This is a genomic window from Candidatus Thiodiazotropha sp. CDECU1 (assembly GCF_963455295.1).
Lineage (GTDB): Bacteria > Pseudomonadota > Gammaproteobacteria > Chromatiales > Chromatiaceae > Thiodiazotropha.
In genome coordinates, this window is the sequence record NZ_OY734020.1 from 213766 (window position 1) to 233095 (window position 19330).

The following is a 19330-nucleotide window of genomic DNA, read 5'->3' on the forward strand; positions in this document are numbered from 1 at the left end:
TATGTGTTGTGTTGGCGCAAAGGAAACGCCCGCGACTATGAATGAATAAATGATAAGAGGCCCTATAGGGCCTGGGAGCGATAGCTCTATGCCTGGAGTCGAGAAGTGAAGTGGAGTGAAGACCTAATATCCCCCGAACAGGCCGGTACCCTGGATGGGCTGTTTCTGCAACGTGTGCGCCGCACCCCGGATGGGGTGGCCTATCGCCACTATCACCGGCATAACAAGCAGTGGTACGAGCTCACCTGGGGGGACATGGAGCGGCAGGTGGCGCGCTGGCGTCAGGCCCTGTCAGGGGAGGATCTGGAGGCCGGTGACCGGGTCGCCATCCTGCTGCGCAACTGTCCCGAATGGGTGATGTTCGACCAGGCCGCGCTCTCCCTCGGATTGGTCGTTGTGCCCTTGTACACAGACGATCGCGCCGATGCCATCGCCTATATCCTGCGTGATGCGGCGGTCAAACTGCTGCTGGTGCAGGACAGCGGTCGTTGGAACCGCATGGCCGACTCGGTGGAGGAGCTGCCCCAGTTGCAGCGGGTGGTGGTGTTGGAAACGGAGCGTCAGCTGAACCCGGGAGAGGATGATCTGGTGCGCGAGGCGAAGCACTGGCTGCCACCTCGGGGAGAGTCCTTGAAACGGCGCTATGCCGATCCCGATACGCTCGCCTCCATCGTCTATACATCCGGCACCACGGGACGCCCGAAAGGGGTGATGCTGAGTCACAATAATATGCTCTCCATCGCCCACGGCTCACTGACTGTGGTCGACTGCTATGAACAGGACAGTTTTCTTTCCTTTCTGCCCCTCTCCCACACCCTGGAGAGGACAGGCGGTTACTATCTGCCCATAATGGCCGGCGCCACCGTCTCCTTTGCCCGCTCCATCCCCCAGTTGGCGGAGGACCTGCAGACAATAAGACCCACCGCGATCATCGCGGTACCGCGCATCTTCGAACGGGTCTATGCCCGGGTGCAGGACCAGCTGAAGCATAAACCCCCCTTTGCCCGCATGCTCTTCAATCTGTCCTTGAAGGTCGGGTTCAAGGAGTTCGAATACCGCATGGGGCGGCGCAGCTGGTTTCCCGGACTGCTGGTGCATCCCCTGTTGCGCAAGCTGGTCTCCGGAAAGATTCTCGACAAGCTGGGCGGGCGGTTGCGGGTCGCGGTCAGCGGTGGTGCGGCCATTTCACCGGAGATCGCCCGGGTCTTTCTCGGGCTTGGCTTGCCCATGCTGCAGGGTTACGGACTGACCGAGACCAGCCCGGTGATCAGCGTCAATCCGATGGATAACATCAAGCCGGAGAGCGTCGGCGTGCCCCTGCGCGGAGTCAAGGTGATGATCGGGGATGACAGCGAACTGCTGGTCAAGACCCCGGGAATGATGCTCGGTTATTGGAATAACCATGCGGCAACCGCCGAGATGATCGATCCCCAGGGTTGGCTGCATACCGGTGACCAGGCGCGTATCGATGAGGATGGACATATCTATATCACCGGCCGGATCAAGGATATCCTGGTGCTGTCCAATGGGGAGAAGATCCCGCCTTCGGATATGGAGATGGCGATAGCCCTCGATCCTTTGATAGAGCAGATCATGGTAGTGGGCGAAGGCAAGCCCTACCTGGGGGCCTTGGTGGTACTCAATCCGGATCTGTGGAACGGATTTGCCGAGGAGTATGATCTCGATGCGTCACAGGCAGCCAGCCTTGAAGATGAGCGCCTGCAGAATGCAGTATTGAAACGTATCCGTATGGCGCTACGGGATTTCCCCGGGTATGCCAAGATACGCCGGGTCTCCCTGTTGCTCGATCCCTGGAGCATCGAGAATGGATTGATGACCCCCACCATGAAGATCAAGCGGCAGAAGGTGTTGGGGCATTGCAAGCAGCAGGTCGAAACACTCTATGGTGATGGCTTGGTTTAGGCGGCATGACAGGGAAATCATGGCGGGTTAGACTTGTACGGAGTGGTGTTCATCGCACAAGGAAACTTCGCGGGTATCGTATATCGGTATTACCCTGGCTTCCCAAGCCAGAGAGACGGGTTCGACTCCCGTTACCCGCTCCAAATCACTCCATTTGGGTCTTGTCTGAGCAGATTAACCGATAACGTTCCAGGGCCGCGTGTCGCCGTTGCGGTTTCCCTTTCAATGCCTCGATCTGCTTCGCCAGCCGAGGACACTCTCCAGCTTCCTCATCACTCGCTTGCGGGGCCTGGGTGAATGGGTGCTCCTTGGGCTGGAACATGATCGACTCCCCTTTCTCCGCCAACGCGACATGGAGGGTGCCAAACAGGAGTAACAAAAGCGTGATCGAATATTTCAACACAGGGATACCTTATCGCGGGAAAGCTGGCTGCCGTTGGTGTAGTCTAATGGTGGCGGTTGCACGATGAACCCTTGGTTTTGTGGGGGATAGTGTGCAGCAATCACCGGCGGTTGCAGTTAGTCTATAGGCCTTTCAAGGCCTCTTCCAGAGAGGTTGTTCGCAAACCGAAGGTAGTGATGATGAAAAAAACTGGTTTATTTCTGATTGTGTTGATTTCGATGCTGATGGCTGCACAGAGCCATGGGTTGGGGTTGGGCATGTTGGATTTCCTGCCGGCGAAACACTTCACGGATGAGGACTGGAAAATGGCGAAAGCGAGCGCGGGCAAGGCGCTGCAACAGGGTAAGGAGGGACAGGTGTTCACCTGGCTGAACGAAGCCAACAACCATAAAGGTGCGTATAAGTTATTGAACACTCTGGAGGTGGATGGGCGCGCCTGCCGGGATCTCTATATCCGGCATATTACGCGTAACTACAAAGGCAGCGGCAGCTACCGCTTTTGCAAGATGGATAGCGGTGATTGGAAGACCACCGGCAGAACCCCGGATGAATAAAAAATTTACGAACCGGGTATGAACTTGTTGTACGGGATAGCATAGTATTTAAGTCGGGCGGTTGTTCCAATGCGAGAACTCTATCAGGCGGCGGACAGGGTGGAAGCGCAGATCTTGAAGGATCACCTCCAGGTGGAGGGGATAGAGACGGTCATCGTTGGCGACCAGTTGAGCGGTGCCGTGGGCGAGCTGCCGGCGGATATCTATCCCACCCTCTGGGTTCTAGACGATGATGATTTGGCGCGGGCGAAGCAACTCACTGAACAATATTTCAGTCGTCCACCTGTAAGCGGTCAGCGTTGGCGCTGCAGGGTTTGTGGGGAGAGTATCGATGCAGGATTTGAGATATGCTGGAACTGTGGAAGCCCAGGCCCGAATGATAATGAATAAGGAGTAAATAATGGGCAAAACACTCAAAGTGCTCGGTTGGCTGGTCGGAATGGTCCTGCTGCTGATCATCGCAGCGGTGATTCTGATCCCCATGTTTGTCGATCCGAACGACCACAAAGAGCGGATCGTGGCCGAGGTGAAAAAGGCGACCGGTCGGGATCTCTCCATCGAGGGTGACATAGGGCTGTCTGTTTTTCCCCGCCTGGCATTGGAGTTGAACGGTCTGACACTCAGCAATGCCGAGGGCTTCAAGGGGGGTGATTTCGCCGCAGTGAAGCATGCCGAGGTTGGGGTCAACCTGCTGCCGCTGCTGTTTGATCGGCTGCTGGAAGTCGATACCGTGCGCATCGATGGGTTGAAACTCAATCTTGCCAAGTCCAAGAGCGGGGTTACCAACTGGGATGACATGCTGGGCGAGGCAAAGGGGGATAAGTCGGGCGAAGCAGCAGAGCCCGTGTCTCCGGATGATACGGGATTGCTGGCTTTCACCGTGGGTGGGTTGAGCATCAAGGAGGCAAACCTGGTGTGGGATGATCAATCCACCGGGGAGCGCTATCAGATCGAGAATATCTACCTGGAGACCGGTGAACTGGCCCCTGGGCGTAGCGTGGATTTGGATTTCAGTATGGATCTGGCGAGCCAGAAACCGTTGTTGAAGAGTGGTATCAAACTGACGTCCCGGTTGCTGGTGAACCCGGAAGAGCAACTGTTCAGCATGCAGGATGTGCAACTGGCCGTTGATCTGTCCGGTGAGGGTTTGCCCGAAGATGGGGTGAAGAGCTTGTTGGAGGGAAATCTGCTGGTCAACCTGACCACCAACACCCTGGATCTGCATGAACTGCAACTCTCCTCAGGCAAACTCAAGCTGAGTGGGCGGGTGCAGGGTGAGGACATCCAGACCAACCCGACCTTCAAGGGAGACCTGAATCTGGCTGAGTTCAATCTGCGTGAGTGGATGCAGCAGTTCGGCCTGCCGGTACCGGAGACAGCCGATGCCGAGGCACTTCAATCCCTGCATATAACCTCAGATTTCACCGCCTCTCCAGATCATCTGGTGTTGAAGAATCTGCTCCTGGAGTTGGACCAGACAAAGCTCAAGGGTGAGTTCGAGATGGTCGACTTCAAGGCGCCCGCCTACCTCTTCAACCTTACCCTGAACAGCATCAATCTCGATCGCTATCTTCCGCCCCAGGCTGAAACGGCTGCGCCGAGTCGGCCGGCCAAGGCCGGTTCGGAGAACGAACCCCTGTTTCCCAACGAGGCATTGCGCAAGATGCGGGTGGATGGAACCCTGCGCATCGACAGCATGGTCATGAACGGACTGCATGCCGAGGCGATACAGCTCAAGGTGCGTGGACGGGACGGCAAGCTCAATCTCGATCATGAGGTGGGGCGTTTCTATGATGGCTTGATGAAGGGGGATATGCAGCTGGATGTCACCGGTGAACGACCGGCGGTGAAGCTCAATCAGAAGGTATCGAGGATCCTCTCCGGCCCCCTGCTGCTGGACCTGACAGGCAAGGATACCCTGCTGGGCAGTGGTGATCTGGAGATGCAGCTGACCAGCCGGGGCAATACCATCAAACAGCTGAAGCGGGGTCTCAACGGGGCGTTCTCCTTCGATTTTCGGGATGGCGCGGTCAAGGGCTTCAACCTGGCAAAGATGATCCGTGACACCAAGGCCAAGCTGAAGGGCGAGGGTACCCTGGTGCTGAATGAACCGGAGCAGACCGATTTTTCCGAACTCAATGGCCGCGCCACCATCGTCAACGGGGTGGTCAACAATCAAAGTCTGATCGCCAAATCCCCCTACCTGCGGCTGGAGGGGAGCGGCAAGGCCTACCTGCTGGAAGAGCGTTTGAAGTACACCGTACGCCCGGTGATCGTGAATACGCCCACCGGACAGGGGGGTGAAGCCCTGGAGGAGCTGGTGGGTATACCCATCCCGGTGAAGATCAAGGGCAACTGGAACGATCCCGATTTCTCCGTCCAGCTGTCGAAGATCCTGGAGGAGCAGCAGAAGGCGAAGCTGAAGAAGAAGTTCGACGACAAGGTGGACGAGAAGATCGGTGAAAAGCTTGAAGAGAAGGTGCCGGAAGAGGTAAAAGACAAGCTGAAGGATAAGCTCAAAAATCTCTTTTGATGGCAGTGGATAACTTCAGCCAACGGGTGCTGGCCTGGTTTGAGGAGCATGGCCGAAAAGACCTGCCTTGGCAGCACCCGCGGGACCCCTACCGCATCTGGGTGTCCGAAATCATGCTGCAGCAGACCCAGGTGAATACGGTCATTGGCTACTTCCAACGCTTCATGCAGCGCTTCCCGGATGTGGCATCCCTGGCGGCCGCCGAGCTGGATCAGGTGATGCACCACTGGTCCGGGCTGGGCTACTACGCCCGGGCGAGGAACCTGCACCGGGCGGCGGGTGAGGTGATGGCCCGACACCAGGGGGCGGTGCCGGATGATATGGACAGCCTGCAATCCCTGCCCGGTATCGGCCGCTCCACGGCGGGGGCGATCCGCTCCCTGGCCTTCGGCGCCTATGCCCCGATCCTCGACGGCAATGTAAAGCGGGTCCTGGCGCGCCACTTCGCCATCCCGGGCTGGCCGGGCAGCAGCCCGGTGCAGAAGCAGCTGTGGCAACTGAGCGAGCAACTCACCCCACATACACAAACAGCGGAATACAATCAGGCAATGATGGATCTGGGGGCCACCCGCTGCGTGCGGGGCAAACCGCTTTGCGATACCTGTCCCTTGGCCCGGAGCTGCCAGGCCCTGGCCCAAGGGGATGTGGCACGCTACCCCGCCCCGAAGCCGAAAAAAGTACTACCGGTGCGGGCCACCATGATGGTGATCCTGACCGATGCAACCGGCGATATCCTCCTCGAGCAACGACCGCCCAGCGGCATCTGGGGCGGCTTATGGAGCCTCCCCGAGTGCCCGCCGGAGCGGTCGCTGCTGGCGTGGTGCCGCGAGGTGCTGGGCTGTGACGTCGAGCAGCGGCACAAGCTGCCGCCGAGACGCCACAGCTTCTCCCATTTTCATCTCGACATCACACCCGTGGTGGTGGCGGTGAAAAACCCTGCAAAGGGCCTCATGGATGAAGGCTCCAGGGTCTGGTATAAACTGTCACAGCCCGATGACCGGGGGCTGGCCGCGCCGGTCAGCCGCATCCTCGGAGAGATCGGCAGACCGAATAGTGAACAGCAATCCAAAGGAGAGGCCCCATGAGCCGTACCGTGCAATGTGTCAGACTGAAACGTGAGGCCGAAGGGCTGGAGCGCCCCACCTACCCCGGCGACCTGGGGCAGCGCATCTTCGACAACGTCTCCAAGGAGGCCTGGCAACAGTGGCTGCAGCACCAGACCATGCTGATCAACGAAAACCGCCTCAGCCCAGTGGACCCTCAGGCGCGTAAATTTCTCGAGGAGCAGATGGAGCAGTTCTTCTTCGGCGAAGGCGCGGAGTTACCCCCGGACTACCGTCCCCAATAGGCCTCAGCGGGGGCGTGGACTTGACTCAACCGGACATCCCCGGTTTAATACGCCCTCTTCTCAAAGGCCAGGTAGCTCAGTCGGTAGAGCAGGGGACTGAAAATCCCCGTGTCGGCAGTTCGATTCTGTCCCTGGCCACCATTCAAATCAATGGTTTGCCATTCCCGATTTCCTTATCCAAATACTCCTTGCGTGAATTTTGCGTGAGGCTAGGAAAATTCGGCTCAAGTTCTCAACCGTCATTCCGGCGTATGCCGGAATCCAGTATGACGACTTGCCCAGAGTTTCCTAGAAAACACTAAGCCTACGCAAAACCACCAGCTCAGGCTTTTGACCACTCTGCTCACACACCGAATCGGCCGCTTCGATCAGTCTTGACAGCTCGGCCGCCCGGTTCAGCACCACCAGCCGGTCGTCGTCGTTCTTCACATACCGTCCCGGTATGATGAAGACCGATATGCAGAGAGCGGGCACCTTGACCTCCCACTCCCAGCGAAGACGGCAGATCTCACCATCCCGGCAGCCGGTGTTGACGGCAAACAGCGCCATCTCGGCTAGGTGGGGCGGCAACTCTCGGAACAGGCGTGCCTGTTCTTCCCAGGAGAGTGGATAGGGCTGGCGCTTGTCCGTATCCGGCAGAAGCCGGATTTTCGGAGCCGACATCAGCTAGGTGAGTCCATATCTAGGGCTCCAGAGAGCCTCGATGAAGCCGGTCAAGCCTCTTCAAGGTATCTTCGAAGGTATCCATAAGGTATACCTAAGAGGTATCAAGGTCATCCTAGGGGCTTGTGCAGCGCTATTTGCGTGATGTTTATGGGAAGTATCCCTGGTATTTCGTACTTTAGATTCCTAAGAGACAGGCTGATCCAGGGGACTGAGAACGCCGACACCGGGCTGATTGAGCACATGCGTGTAGATCATAGTGGTCGACATATTGGCATGGCCCAGCAGGGCCTGCACGGTACGGATATCGTAATTGGCCTCCAACAGATGGGTGGCAAAGCTGTGCCGCAGGGTATGACACCCCACCCGTTTGTTGATCTGGTCAGCACTAGCTGCCCGCTTCACCGCCTTCTGAATCGCAGTTTCATGCAGGTGGTGGCGGCGTATCGCCCCGCCGTAGGGATCGACGGAGAGACGGCCAGAAGGAAAAAGAAACTGCCATTTGAGCTCCCGGCCCGCATTCGGGTACTTGCGTGCCATTGCACCGGGCAAAACGACCTCCCCATAACCCGCAGCCAAATCCTCAGTATGCAACCGCTCGACCTCGCGGATCTGTTGCTCAAGCTCAGATACCAAGGCCTTAGGTAGTGGTACATATCGATCCTTCTTGCCCTTGGCCTGGTGGATATGGATACGCCCATAGGCGAAATCGAGATCCTGCACCCGGAGCCTTAGTCCTTCGAGCAGTCGCATGCCTGTTTCATAGAGTAGAGAGACAACCAATTTGTGAATGCCTGTCAGCTGGGACAGTAGGCCGGTTGCTTCATTACGACTGAGAACGACAGGCAGGTTTTGCGGTCGTTTGGCTCTCGCAAAGTCTTCCAGCTCACCCAAGTCACGTTCAAGTACCTTTTTATAGAGAAAAACCAAGGCATTGAGTGCCTGATTTTGCGTGCTTGCACTGACCCGACGTCGAATGGCCAAGTGATCGAGGAAGCGTTTTACCTCGCGAGCCCCCACTTCAGATGGAGGTTGATTCTTGCAAAACAGGATGAAAAGCCCGACCCATTGTTCATAACTTTGTTCTGTGCGGTAGGCATAGCTTCGCCGTCGAATCTCCTGGGTAAAACGAACCAGTAAGGAGTGGTGGTCCTTACGCACCTGATTGAGCGCGCCGTCACCCTTGCGTTCTTTGATGTAGGACAATTGCTCAGGAGTTAGCTGACGAGCGGTTGTCGGGTGATCTACCTCAAGCCGCTTTGCGGAATCAAACCAATAGTCCCAATCGACATCCTGACACTGCGAAGTCTGCAACAGGTCACAATAGAGAATCCGTATAGCATCGATGCATTGGTGGAATTGCCAGCCCGAGAGCTGCTTTTGGCGGCCTATTATCTCTAAGTAGTGGTGAATGTTTAGGGCTGAAAGTGCCTTGATTTTGTGACCATTTTACGCCTTAATGAAATCTTCTAGGCGCTTGACATACCAGCGGCATTGCTTCTCAGGTATGGAGGCCTTAATGAGACATTTCAGGTAGTTATCAAAGAAACGGTCGGTGGGGTCAGGGACAATGACAGAAGCATCATTCATACAAACTCTCCTTGTTACTAATTCGGGCATCCTGCCCGAAATTACTCAACTTCAGTCTTCATGCTATGCCGAATCGGCCAATAGCACAATAGGCCGCGTCCGTACTATTGGTAATAGTAAAGATTCTGCCTAATGTAATGTTAGAAGAGTAAAGGAAGCGGAATTATGAAATATGCGCTGTATATCGCGTGGAATGATAGTAATAATTTAGGAATACCAATAATCGATGAGCAACATAGAGGCATTGTTGCCACTATTAACTCTCTTCACTACTTTATTCAAGAAGGTAAAGGGCTTGACGCACTTAAGCCAACCTTAAACATTTTAGAAGAGTACACGCATATTCATTTTAAAACCGAAGAAGCATTTATGAAAATTTCTTCTTATCCTGGATTTGAGGATCATGTCACTTTACATGAAGGATTGATGAAAAAGACATTAGAAATCACTCGAGAGGCTGTTTCATATAAAGAACCAGAATTGACTTTAAAATTCTTGAAAGAATGGTGGATAGGGCATATCAATAAAGAAGATAAAAAATATGCTCCATATATAAAGAAGGAATTAGGAATCCAATAATGTCTTCTAACAAAGCAAATTCACGCGGACGTCAAAAAGCGCCGCTGCGCTCTGCTTTTCGTCTCCGGTGATTTCTGGCGTTATGCATCGTAATACATGAAGAAAGTTTCGTATTTAATTTGTGGATTGGCAGTTTTAGTAACTATAGTAATTGGAATAGATAGTATGGAGCCTTACTCACTAACAGCAATAGGATTTATAGTATGGGCTATATCACCATATGGTTTATTGTCAATTTTAATAAAATTCTCTAAGTCACAAATAACAATACCAGGAACATTAATCTTGGCTATCACAACTTCTGTATTTGGGCTCGGGTTAATAATTGACGCTTTATATATACATCTAGATGCTCAAGGAGGGTTAGTTTATATAATTGTTCCGTTTTGGCAATGGGTTACTTTACTTTTTTGTCTAATACCTTTTTTCTTACTACTAAACAGAGAAAATAATGCATAACCAGTCATCTCAGCGGACAAGCCGCTGAATGCGGCGTTATGTTTCCAAGCTCCCCATGAAAAGTAGACACCTCATTTCGACCTAACGAGGTGTTTTAAAGATGACTAAGAAACGCAAGAACAAGTACAACCACTACACCGAGGACTTCCGCCGGGAGGCCGTGCGTCGCTCAGAAGGCCCCAACACCAGCGCCGCCGAAGTGGCGAAGGAGTTGGGCATTCACCCCGGCCAGATCTACAATTGGCGCCGACAATACAAACGTTTATCCGAGAAACAATTCAATAGCATAAATGGAGTGGACTATTCCATGGAAGAGAGCGAGGAGATCCGCAAGCTCAAGCGGCAGGTGGCGGACCTAAAAGAAGAGAACGAATTCCTAAAAAAGGCGACGGCGTACTTCAGCAAAGACAAATGGTGAGGTACGCCTTCATAGAATCCCTGCATAGCCGGCACGCTATTGTGAAGATGTGCCGCTGGGCCAATGTCAGTCGCTCGGGCTACTACAAGTGGCGCAATCGTGGGCCCAGTGTGCGGGAGTTGAGGAAACGGGAGGCTGAACGCCTCCTGATTAACCTGTTCAGTCGTTTTAAATCCCGCTATGGCTCGCCCCGGATGACGGTGGAGCTCAATGAGACTGGCTTTGCCATCAGTGAGAACACCGTAGCGAAACTAATGGCAGAACAAGGGCTTAGGGCCAGGAATGGGAGGGGTTACAAATACTTCCAAGATGTTCTGGCGAGAAATCATGTTAGCGATAACCTGCTGAAGCGTAACTTCACTGCAAGCAAACCCGATGAAAAATGGGTCTCCGATATCACTTATATCAAGGTGGAGAAGGGGCATGTGTACCTGGCGGTGATCATGGACCTGTTCTCCCGCAAAATTATCGGCTGGTCGCTGGATACGACGATGACTAACCAATTGATAATGGATGCCTTCAACATGGCGGTCGCATCACGTCACGTGGAGCCTGGGTTAATCCTACATTCGGATCGGGGTGTGCAGTACCGCTCAGGGGAGTACCAGGCGCTCTTGCTCAATGAAGGGATACGCCCTAGTATGAGTCGCAAAGGCAACTGTTGGGATAATGCAGCCATGGAATCCTTCTTCGCACGCTTTAAGGTAGAAGCGCTCTACGCTGAGGATGTCACCAGCAAACGCGAGGCGTATTCCTGCGTCTTTGATTACATTGAATGTTTTTACAATAGCCACCGTCGACACAGTGCATTGGGCTACAAAAGCCCTAATGCGTATGAGCAGGAGTACCTGCAGATGTGTGCTTAAACCTGTGTCTACTTTTGGTGGGGAAGATCAGTTTCAAGAGGAAAGTAGATGCTAAAGAAGTTTTTACATGGGCTCATATTCGGTACAGGTTTTGGTATTGCACTTGTGGTGGTTTGGTTTGTAGGTATGACGTATCTCCTACCTAAAGCATTTGAAGCAGCTCAAAAGGAACCCGAATTCACGAATCCGCAAACTGCAGAAATAGCGAAACCCGATCCCTTCGTATCGGTGACTTCATCAAAAGAGTTTAGTTTCTTCAAGCATTCCGAAAACCGCATGAAAATACCCGAAAATGGAGGCATTTTATCTATGTCGCCTATTTCTACATCGGCAGGCTCTAAACGGCCAAGCACTTATCAATTGTGGCTAACGAATTCTGAATTGTGGCAAATAAGAACCATCGAGGAAAACACTGAGATAGAGAAGCTTCCTTATCCAGATGGCGCATCGGTAAAAACCCTTGATTCGTTAATGCACAAAAATCTTGGTATGGCATCAAGGCAGAGCACAATGACTATATCCGAAACAGAAATAAACAACATAAAGTCAAGTGGCGACTCATGGCGAGACGATACACTCAATGGAAAGCTAAATATAACTGTAGAAGGTGTAATATTTATTCTGCCAAACCCATATGAAACATAACAATCACATCAAATTCGCTCCCTCCGGTCGCCGGACGCTCACTAGCTCGCGCTGAGCCAGGCCGTTATGCACATTAAAAATGAAAATATACCACCTGCTCTTTTTCATCCTTCTAATTCCAGCAATTGCTAATGGTAGAGATATGAGAGTAGTTGAATATGAAAGGCATGAATTTCATGGTGATCCAGAACAGAGAAGTTCGGAGCTGTCTACCTTTGTTTATGATATTCCGTATTTTGGCGCTTGTGGTATTTTCCCGCCGTATCACATTATTAACGTTATATTTGGGTCGGGTGGGTCGCAAGGCGGCATGAGTCCTGGCGCGACATGGAAGCCGTTTCAAATAGAAATAGATGAATATGATAGCTTAGTACAAACTATCAAAACTCTCGATCCAAAAAAACTAGGAGAAAATGCTCGCTATACATGGGTTAAATTTGAGTTTGATTCGAGTTTTGATCACATTAAAAAGTGGGAAAAGTGGCTTTTATCAGTTTGTGATAAGCACCGTGATTCATTCCACAAGAAACAACCAAGTGCATAACAATCGGCTTCACTGGACATATTGCTCCGCTGGCGCTGCGCAAATTCCCAGTGAGCCGGGGAAGATAAACAAGACACCCAACCACAAATCTAACAACCCGCGCGCATCACTGAACAAGATGGTTGCCCCATCTAGTCACTGATATTTAAGTCATACAGCTTTTCTGTGAGAAAACGGCTTGTTGATTAGAGGTAACTTGTAACTTTAAGACTGTGATTACACAGTGTCAGACAGGGTTGTGCCTCAACTTGCGCTGATGAAATCGATTGTAGATCGGCGAGTATTATTTACCTGAGCAGTAGCCATACAGCCCCGAGATTCGGCGTCCGTCGATAATCCAGCAAGCCAGGTCTGTCATGGTACGTCTATACTTTGGCGCCCGACTTATTTCGTTTCACCCTCTCCCATGCTGCATCCAGCTGCTCCAACGAAAGATCTTGCATGTTGGTTATGCCTTTTTCAGAGAGCGCACTCTCCATGGCACGGAAGCGTCTTTCAAACTTTCCGTTGGCGCGACACAACGACTGTTCCGCATCCAGACCGAGCAGGCGTATCACATTCACCATGGAAAACAAAAGATCTCCGAGTTCGTCTTCCAGACGATCCTGATCAGCTTTGCCGATCTCAGCCTGGACCTCATCAAACTCTTCACGCACCTTTTCGAGGGCGCCTTTGGCATCCGGCCAGTCGAAACCGACTCGCGCCGCTCGCTTTTGCAGTTTCTCCGCGCGTATCAATGCCGGCAGGGCATGGGCCACCCCGTCCATATGGCTGGCGGGGCCAGATGATTCCTTGCGTTGCGTCCGCTCCTCCGCCTTTTGTTGTTCCCAGGCATGACGTAACTCTGCTTCGTTTTGATACTGCGCATCTGAAAAGACATGGGGATGGCGGCGGATCATCTTGTCGCAGATGCCGCTTGCCACATCGTTGAAATTGAAATGACCCTCCTCCTTGGCGATTTGGCTGTAGAAGACAATCTGAAACAGCAGATCACCGAGTTCGTCACGCAGTTCAGGCATATCTCTCCGCTGGATGCTGTCCGCGACCTCGTATGCCTCCTCCAGGGTATAGGGAACAATCGTGCTGTAGGTCTGGCGTAAATCCCAGGGACAACCCTTATCCGGGTCCCGCAGTTGTGCCATGATTTCGAGTAGTCGCTGCATCGCATCCATCAGGTGTAGTCTCCGGATAAGTCAATGAACCGTTTAGTTTAAACATTCCAACAACATGTACCCTAGACAAAGCCTCATCAGGGTGAATCAGTCAGTGTATTGGGTCAGGGTACGTCTTGTCTCCTGTCAGGCAATGATAAAGTGTAGATACAAACCTTTAAATATTGCATATGATATGTATAGTCAGGAAGTGTTGTAGTATGGGCTATATTGAGTGGGCCGCGATTATTTAAATAGCATACAGGGATAGGTTTAGGTAGTGTTATGAAGCAAATGCGTGCAATTGTGATGATCATTATTTTAATCTTCTCAACCCTGATTTACGCAGCAGACGAGGCTTATGATGACTGCCTGCTGGTTCATCTAAAAGGTGCGAAGCAGGATTATGCCGCACATCTGATCAGACAAGCATGTAGCGGGCTGTATAACCGGTCTGGTGTTTTATTAGAGAAAAGACGTCTATTTTTAAATTGTTTATTGGAGCACTTGGTGGGGGTGGAGAGTGCTCAGGCGGTCGAGGAAATCCATTTGGCCTGTGGAAGAAAATTTAATTGATAAAAGTGGCCGAGCCATACAGGTCATGCCCTGATTCGAAATGTTCGCCGGTCGCTGCTTTATTTATGACGTTTATTGGCTCTTTGCGGCGAACCGTGAGTTGCTCAATATGTGGGATCAATCACCGGACCAATCAAGCCTAGTGGTGATTGGCCGATAAGTTTGCCAAAGAGGAATATTGGAAGTTCCTGATGGGATAGGCTACACGCAATCCAGTGAGGCAATCGATGCCGTTTCATAATAATCTGAGATTAGTTCTTCAAGACCGGTTTCTGCGCTATATTCTGGCGCTGTCTGCGGTTGTCATCCTGATTTTGCCCGCCGTTGGCCACTTCGTGGTATATCCCCTGTTCGAGCAGGCGCTTATCGACAATACCGAGCGGGAGGCTATCCGTGCAGGACGTTTTCTGGCCGTGCACATGGATTTGCTCGAGAGGCGTTTATCGAAGCAGGCACTACCGGCGGACATGAACCAGCATGGCCACGACGCGGTGGTCCACTTGGGATTGGTTAAACTCAAGTTGTTCGCCCCTGATGGCATGACTCTCTATTCTTCTGATCCCGATGATATTGGGATACGCAATGAGCATGACTATTTTCATAGCCTGGTTGCCATAGGTCACTCCTATACAAAGGTGGTAAAACAAGATCAATTATCTGCAGAAGGCCAACTCTACCAGGCCGATGTGGTCGAGACGTATGTCCCAATCATGTCGAAACAGGGCTCATTCGATGGGGCCTTTGAGATCTATTACGATATTACACCCCGTATCACTTATATCGATAAGTTGATCAACCTCCTGACAATATCCAGCATCATAGGCGGTATTATTCTGCTAGGTGTGCTGTTAAGGCTGTTGATTCATGCTGGCAATGCTATCCAGCAGCGTCGCTTGACTGAACAAAAACTGTGTGAGTTGAATCACAAGAATGAGATGATTCTGTCAACCGCTGGTGAGGGAATCTTTGGCGTCGATATCCATGGCAATATGCTGTTCGCTAACCCGGCTGCGGTATCTATGATGGGGTGGCCGTTGGAAAAACTACAGTCCGTCAATCATCACGCCCTGGTGCACCACACCAAGGCCGATGGCTCACCCAACCCAGCGGAAGAGTGCCCAGTGCGCAAGGCGTTTAAAGAGCGTAAGACAACCTACAGTGACAAGGAGATTTTCTGGCGTGAGGATCATTCCAGTTTTCCAGTGGAAATGACTGCAGCACCGCTGTTAGAGGAGGGTAATATTACAGGGGCAGTGGTGGTGTTTCGTGACATCACTCAACGTTTGACATCCGATCGGGCGTTGCGGGAGGCCAACCAGAAGCTGGCGGAACTGGCCCGCATAGACGGGCTGACCGGTATCGCCAATCGGCGCTCCTTTGACGAGTTGTTGGAAATTACCTGGCATGACCATATACGTTCTGGTCAAGCGCTGTCCCTGCTGATGGTGGATATTGATTATTTCAAATTGTACAACGACTCTTACGGACACCTGGCCGGTGACCGATGTCTAAAGCAGGTTGCACGCGCACTTACTGAAAGCCTGTATCGTCCGAATGATCGTTTGGCACGCTTTGGTGGGGAGGAATTCGTTCTGTTGCTCTCGAGCACAAACTCGCAGGGGGCGAAACAGGTTGCAGAGCGCCTGCGCAAGGCTGTGGAGACCCTGCGAATTTCACACGAATATTCCGAGGTTAATGACTGGGTCACTATCAGTATAGGGATTGCGTCCATGGTACCCAATCGCAATACATCTTCAGGGGGTTTGCTACGCAAGGCAGACGAGGCGCTTTACCAGGCCAAGGCGGATGGCAGGAACCGGTGCGTAATAAATGATGTCGAGGTAGTTTAAAGGCAGGGGGGCTGCTTAACCATGCAGCCTTTGATATTCAAATGCCAGCGCCAACATTAGATAGAGCCAGTGAATTGCCTATTGTTGAAGCTGTGTTGTGGTTCTATCATTGAATGATAAGCGATACAAAAATAAAATGAGCCACCCCAACCACCTTGGCATCTGCCTGAAATAGTACTCAAATAGTGGTACAGAAAGGCTCTGCCGATGAGGGATTATCCATCCGATGCCAAGATCCAAGAGAAAACCCGCGACTGTTGTCTCTGCTAAGAAAAATCTATCCGCACAATCAAGTATCGAAAAAATATTAGAGAGTGAGACGATAGTTCCTGTCGTTGGCGTTGCCGCATCGGCAGGTGGCCTCAAGGCTTTCAGAAGCTTGCTTTCGCATCTGCCTGTCAAATCAGGCTTTGGATTCGTACTGATTCAACATCTGGATCCCAATCATAAATCCATCCTTGCAGAACTGCTGGCCAAGGATTGTCCTTTACCGGTCAAGGAGATCACTGATGGTATGGTCGTTGAACATGATCATGTCTACATCATCCCACCCAATGAGCTGTTGACCATATTACACAACCAGCTGATCTTCCTGCCCAAGGAAGAAAACATTAGACGTTACAATCCAGCGGACATATTTTTTCAGGCCCTTGCCGATGATCGTGGCGCGCAGGCGATTGGTGTTATCCTCTCAGGTACTGCGTCCGATGGTACTCTTGGCTGCCGTGCCATCAAGGAGGCGGGTGGTATCACCTTTGCACAGGATCACGAAAGCGCTGAATATTCCGGTATGCCGGAAAATGCTCAGGCATCCGGCTGTGTCGACTTTGTGCTCGGCCCTGAAAAAATTGCCAAGGAATTGTTCTGGCTTGCCCATCACAAATCAATACGGACCTGGAGTTTTAAAGATAAATCAGAAGAGACTCTCTCCGTAACGCCGGAACAGTTGAATAAAGTATTTATTTTACTGCGATCCCGTACAGGTAATGACTTCTCGTACTACAAGGATACAACTCTGAAACGACGGATTAATCGGCGTATGTTGGTACATAAGTTTGATGAGATCTCACAGTACATAAAATATTTGCAGAAAAATCCACAGGAAATCGATGCACTATTCCAGGACGTTCTGATAAACGTCACGGCTTTTTTTCGTGATCCGGAGGCGTTTGAATCATTGAACAACATCGCTTTCCCTCAGCTCTTGGATAAGCGCCCGGTGGATGCGCCAATACGAGTTTGGGTACCTGGATGCTCAACAGGACAGGAGGTTTATTCCATCGCGCTTGCCTTACATGAATACCTTGGTGGTCGTGCCAATATGTACCACATTCAAATTTTTGGGAGTGATATTGATGAAAGAGCGATCGAAAATGCCCGCAGTGGCATCTTCCCAGAAAGTATAGAGAATGAAATTTCACAGAAACGCCTGAAACGTTATTTCATCAAAGTTTCTAGCGGTTATCAGGTGAATAAGCTATTGCGCGACATGTGTGTATTCGCAGTTCAGAACATCGCCAAGGATCCACCATTTTCACGCATTGATTTACTGAGCTGTCGAAATTTATTGATTTACCTTGGCTCTACATTGCAGAAAAAGGTATTACAGATGTTTCATTACGCCCTGCAGCCGAATGGGTTACTGCTGCTTGGTACTTCGGAAACTATCGGCAGTCAGGTTGACCTGTTTGCTGTCAAGGATAAAAAATCCAAACTCTATCAAAAGAAATCTGTGGCTAGCCGTCTCTCTGATGATTTGATCACCCGGGTGAATCACGGAATCATACGGACTGAGCTGCCAGAGCGCGTCGCTGATGATGTTGAAGTCTATGATTTAGGGAAGGAGGCAGAACGATTACTCCTGGATACCTATGCGCCGCCGGGTATCGTCGTCACTCCGGACCTGAATGTTGTGCGTTTTCTCGGTCGTACCTGGCCATACATAGAGCCCACAGAAGGTGCTGCATCCCTTAATTTATACAAAATAGCCCATCCTGACCTGGTTATTGAGTTGCGTGCTGCTATTCACAAGGTCAACAAAGAAGGGGGCAAAGTCCGCAAAGAGAAAGTTCTGCTACGAATCGACGGTGAGGAGCAACGTGTCGATATACAGGTGCTGTCATTGGGCGGTGTGGTGGATGGCGAACACAATCTACTTGTAATGTTCGAGCCATGCGTGACTCCGTTGAATGAAGGGAAAACCAATGGTGAGGTGGAAGTAGGAGATTCCGGCTTTGCAGATGCCTTGGCGCTACGCAATGCCGAGCTCGAGCGTGAAGTGCTCTCTACGCGGGAGTACATGCAGTCCATTGTCGAGGAACAGGAGGGCACTAACGAGGAGTTGCGCTCGGCTAATCAGGAGATCCAGTCCACCAACGAGGAGTTGCAAAGTATAAACGAGGAGTTGGAAACCGCTAAGGAGGAACTGCAATCCACCAATGAGGAACTGGCCACGGTCAACGAGGAGTTGGAGAATCGCAATGAGGAACTCTCCCGTATCAATGACGATCTGAGCAACCTGATGGTCAATGTCAACCTGCCCATCCTCATGTTGGACAGCGATCTACGCATACGTCAATTTACCCGGCCAGCAGAGAGTCTACTCAATCTGATCGATGCCGATGTGGATAGGCCCATAGGTAACATAAAACCGAATATTGAAATAAACAATCTGGAGGCGGATGTCCTGCAAGTGATCGACAGCATGACAACCAAGACACAGGAGGTGCAGGATGATCAGGGTCATTGGTACTCTGTAATCATGCGCCCGTATAAAACCCTGGATAATCGTATTGATGGTGCGGTAGTCACATTTCTCAATATCGATAGCATAAAGGACGTAGAACGATTTAGGCAATCACTTGAAAAAGAGCGGTATTTGGCGGCGGTGGTAAGAGATTCCAATGATGCGATCACCGTCCAGGATCTTGCAGGAAATATAAAGGCCTGGAATCCGGCGGCAGAACGAATCTACGGTTTCACAGAAGAGGAGGCCCTGGCGCTCAATATTAGGGAGATTGTGCGTGAAAAAGATCGTCCACAGCTTGAGCGACTGCAATTGGCTGTTCGTGAGAGAAAAAACGTCGAACCTATACAGCTTGAACGAATGGCGAAAGACGGGTCTGTGCTCCAAATATGGCTAGTGGCCAGTGCGCTTGTGAATGCTCAAGGGGAGCCGGTTGCAATAACGACAACAGAGCGCTTGATTAGTGATTGATAGAGGCCAAG

At 51.5% G+C, this 19330-nt stretch carries 19 protein-coding genes and 2 tRNA genes; 17 read left to right on the forward strand and 4 right to left on the reverse strand.

Annotated features, from left to right (window positions below):
* Positions 1-105 precede the first annotated feature (105 nt).
* Positions 106-1923: an AMP-dependent synthetase/ligase gene (locus R2K28_RS01010; RefSeq protein ID WP_316367575.1), complete on the forward strand. Its 1818-nt coding sequence runs from the start codon at positions 106-108 to the stop codon at positions 1921-1923.
* Between the two features lie 69 nt (positions 1924-1992).
* Positions 1993-2066, forward strand: a tRNA-Gly gene (locus R2K28_RS01015).
* Positions 2067-2068: 2 nt separating this feature from the next.
* Here R2K28_RS01015 and R2K28_RS01020 read toward each other — a convergent pair.
* Positions 2069-2323, reverse strand: coding sequence for a hypothetical protein (locus R2K28_RS01020; protein WP_316367576.1), 255 nt, complete (start codon positions 2321-2323; stop codon positions 2069-2071).
* 227 nt (positions 2324-2550) lie between these two features.
* Between R2K28_RS01020 and R2K28_RS01025 the strand changes: the two genes are divergently transcribed.
* From R2K28_RS01025 to R2K28_RS01050, 6 genes are all read left to right on the forward strand, one after another.
* Positions 2551-2880, forward strand: coding sequence for a hypothetical protein (locus tag R2K28_RS01025; RefSeq protein ID WP_316367577.1), 330 nt, complete (start codon positions 2551-2553; stop codon positions 2878-2880).
* A 69-nt stretch (positions 2881-2949) separates the two neighbouring features.
* The gene (locus tag R2K28_RS01030) at positions 2950-3270 is read left to right on the forward strand and encodes a putative signal transducing protein (protein WP_316367578.1); all 321 of its coding nucleotides are present in this window, start codon (positions 2950-2952) and stop codon (positions 3268-3270) included.
* 10 nt (positions 3271-3280) lie between these two features.
* Positions 3281-5413, forward strand: a complete 2133-nt coding sequence (locus tag R2K28_RS01035; RefSeq protein ID WP_316367579.1) for an AsmA family protein — start codon at positions 3281-3283, stop codon at positions 5411-5413.
* A complete protein-coding gene (mutY, locus tag R2K28_RS01040; protein ID WP_316367580.1) occupies positions 5413-6498 on the forward strand; it encodes an A/G-specific adenine glycosylase in 1086 nt (361 codons plus the stop codon). The genes R2K28_RS01035 and mutY overlap by 1 nt, the downstream gene beginning before the upstream one ends.
* On the forward strand, positions 6495-6761 hold the full coding sequence (locus tag R2K28_RS01045; RefSeq protein WP_116448459.1) for an oxidative damage protection protein: 267 nt from the start codon (positions 6495-6497) through the stop codon (positions 6759-6761). The genes mutY and R2K28_RS01045 overlap by 4 nt, the downstream gene beginning before the upstream one ends.
* Before the next feature lie 65 nt (positions 6762-6826).
* Positions 6827-6902: transfer RNA gene (locus R2K28_RS01050), tRNA-Phe, on the forward strand.
* A 147-nt stretch (positions 6903-7049) separates the two neighbouring features.
* Here the strand turns inward: R2K28_RS01050 and R2K28_RS01055 are convergent.
* On the reverse strand, positions 7050-7424 hold the full coding sequence (locus R2K28_RS01055; RefSeq protein WP_316367581.1) for a site-specific integrase: 375 nt from the start codon (positions 7422-7424) through the stop codon (positions 7050-7052).
* Positions 7425-7610: 186 nt separating this feature from the next.
* Complete coding sequence (locus R2K28_RS01060) at positions 7611-8630, reverse strand: integron integrase (RefSeq protein WP_316367582.1); 1020 nt, start codon at positions 8628-8630, stop codon at positions 7611-7613.
* A gap of 549 nt (positions 8631-9179) precedes the next feature.
* On the opposite strand from R2K28_RS01060, the gene R2K28_RS01065 reads away from it, so the two are divergent.
* The 6 genes from R2K28_RS01065 (at position 9180) to R2K28_RS01090 (ending at position 12525) form a co-directional block, all read left to right on the forward strand.
* Positions 9180-9593, forward strand: a complete 414-nt coding sequence (locus R2K28_RS01065) for a bacteriohemerythrin (RefSeq protein WP_316367584.1) — start codon at positions 9180-9182, stop codon at positions 9591-9593.
* Between the two features lie 96 nt (positions 9594-9689).
* Positions 9690-10052, forward strand: a complete 363-nt coding sequence (locus tag R2K28_RS01070) for a hypothetical protein (protein ID WP_316367585.1) — start codon at positions 9690-9692, stop codon at positions 10050-10052.
* Between the two features lie 100 nt (positions 10053-10152).
* Positions 10153-10470: a transposase gene (locus tag R2K28_RS01075; RefSeq protein ID WP_316367586.1), complete on the forward strand. Its 318-nt coding sequence runs from the start codon at positions 10153-10155 to the stop codon at positions 10468-10470.
* Positions 10464-11336 carry an IS3 family transposase gene (locus R2K28_RS01080; RefSeq protein WP_316367587.1) on the forward strand — a complete coding sequence of 291 codons (873 nt, stop codon included), beginning with the start codon at positions 10464-10466 and terminating at the stop codon, positions 11334-11336. The genes R2K28_RS01075 and R2K28_RS01080 overlap by 7 nt, the downstream gene beginning before the upstream one ends.
* A 48-nt stretch (positions 11337-11384) precedes the next feature.
* The gene (locus R2K28_RS01085; protein ID WP_316367588.1) at positions 11385-11981 is read left to right on the forward strand and encodes a hypothetical protein; all 597 of its coding nucleotides are present in this window, start codon (positions 11385-11387) and stop codon (positions 11979-11981) included.
* Positions 11982-12060: 79 nt separating this feature from the next.
* Positions 12061-12525, forward strand: a complete 465-nt coding sequence (locus tag R2K28_RS01090) for a hypothetical protein (protein ID WP_316367589.1) — start codon at positions 12061-12063, stop codon at positions 12523-12525.
* Between the two features lie 365 nt (positions 12526-12890).
* Here the strand turns inward: R2K28_RS01090 and mazG are convergent, their stop codons facing one another.
* Positions 12891-13697: a nucleoside triphosphate pyrophosphohydrolase gene (gene mazG, locus R2K28_RS01095; RefSeq protein WP_316367590.1), complete on the reverse strand. Its 807-nt coding sequence runs from the start codon at positions 13695-13697 to the stop codon at positions 12891-12893.
* A 264-nt stretch (positions 13698-13961) separates the two neighbouring features.
* Here mazG and R2K28_RS01100 point away from each other — a divergent pair, with 264 nt between their 5' ends.
* From R2K28_RS01100 to R2K28_RS01110, 3 genes are all read left to right on the forward strand, one after another.
* Positions 13962-14252: a VF_A0006 family four-cysteine protein gene (locus R2K28_RS01100; RefSeq protein WP_316367591.1), complete on the forward strand. Its 291-nt coding sequence runs from the start codon at positions 13962-13964 to the stop codon at positions 14250-14252.
* A gap of 227 nt (positions 14253-14479) precedes the next feature.
* Positions 14480-16102: a sensor domain-containing diguanylate cyclase gene (locus R2K28_RS01105; protein ID WP_316367592.1), complete on the forward strand. Its 1623-nt coding sequence runs from the start codon at positions 14480-14482 to the stop codon at positions 16100-16102.
* A 226-nt stretch (positions 16103-16328) separates the two neighbouring features.
* Entirely contained in the window at positions 16329-19319 is a 2991-nt protein-coding gene (locus R2K28_RS01110; RefSeq protein ID WP_316367593.1) for a chemotaxis protein CheB, read from the forward strand.
* The last annotated feature ends 11 nt before the right edge of the window (positions 19320-19330 follow it).

Coding starts and splice junctions, on each gene's coding strand:
- R2K28_RS01080 (WP_316367587.1), top strand. CDS start 10,464: ATGGTGAGGTACGCCTTCATAGAATCCCTGCATAGCCGGCACGCTATT.
- R2K28_RS01030 (WP_316367578.1), top strand. CDS start 2,950: ATGCGAGAACTCTATCAGGCGGCGGACAGGGTGGAAGCGCAGATCTTG.
- R2K28_RS01025 (WP_316367577.1), top strand. CDS start 2,551: ATGGCTGCACAGAGCCATGGGTTGGGGTTGGGCATGTTGGATTTCCTG.
- R2K28_RS01105 (WP_316367592.1), top strand. CDS start 14,480: ATGCCGTTTCATAATAATCTGAGATTAGTTCTTCAAGACCGGTTTCTG.
- R2K28_RS01090 (WP_316367589.1), top strand. CDS start 12,061: ATGAAAATATACCACCTGCTCTTTTTCATCCTTCTAATTCCAGCAATT.
- R2K28_RS01100 (WP_316367591.1), top strand. CDS start 13,962: ATGAAGCAAATGCGTGCAATTGTGATGATCATTATTTTAATCTTCTCA.
- R2K28_RS01075 (WP_316367586.1), top strand. CDS start 10,153: ATGACTAAGAAACGCAAGAACAAGTACAACCACTACACCGAGGACTTC.
- R2K28_RS01055 (WP_316367581.1), bottom strand. CDS start 7,424: ATGTCGGCTCCGAAAATCCGGCTTCTGCCGGATACGGACAAGCGCCAG.
- R2K28_RS01035 (WP_316367579.1), top strand. CDS start 3,281: ATGGGCAAAACACTCAAAGTGCTCGGTTGGCTGGTCGGAATGGTCCTG.
- R2K28_RS01065 (WP_316367584.1), top strand. CDS start 9,180: ATGAAATATGCGCTGTATATCGCGTGGAATGATAGTAATAATTTAGGA.
- mazG (WP_316367590.1), bottom strand. CDS start 13,697: ATGGATGCGATGCAGCGACTACTCGAAATCATGGCACAACTGCGGGAC.
- R2K28_RS01110 (WP_316367593.1), top strand. CDS start 16,329: ATGCCAAGATCCAAGAGAAAACCCGCGACTGTTGTCTCTGCTAAGAAA.
- mutY (WP_316367580.1), top strand. CDS start 5,413: ATGGCAGTGGATAACTTCAGCCAACGGGTGCTGGCCTGGTTTGAGGAG.
- R2K28_RS01070 (WP_316367585.1), top strand. CDS start 9,690: ATGAAGAAAGTTTCGTATTTAATTTGTGGATTGGCAGTTTTAGTAACT.
- R2K28_RS01045 (WP_116448459.1), top strand. CDS start 6,495: ATGAGCCGTACCGTGCAATGTGTCAGACTGAAACGTGAGGCCGAAGGG.
- R2K28_RS01085 (WP_316367588.1), top strand. CDS start 11,385: ATGCTAAAGAAGTTTTTACATGGGCTCATATTCGGTACAGGTTTTGGT.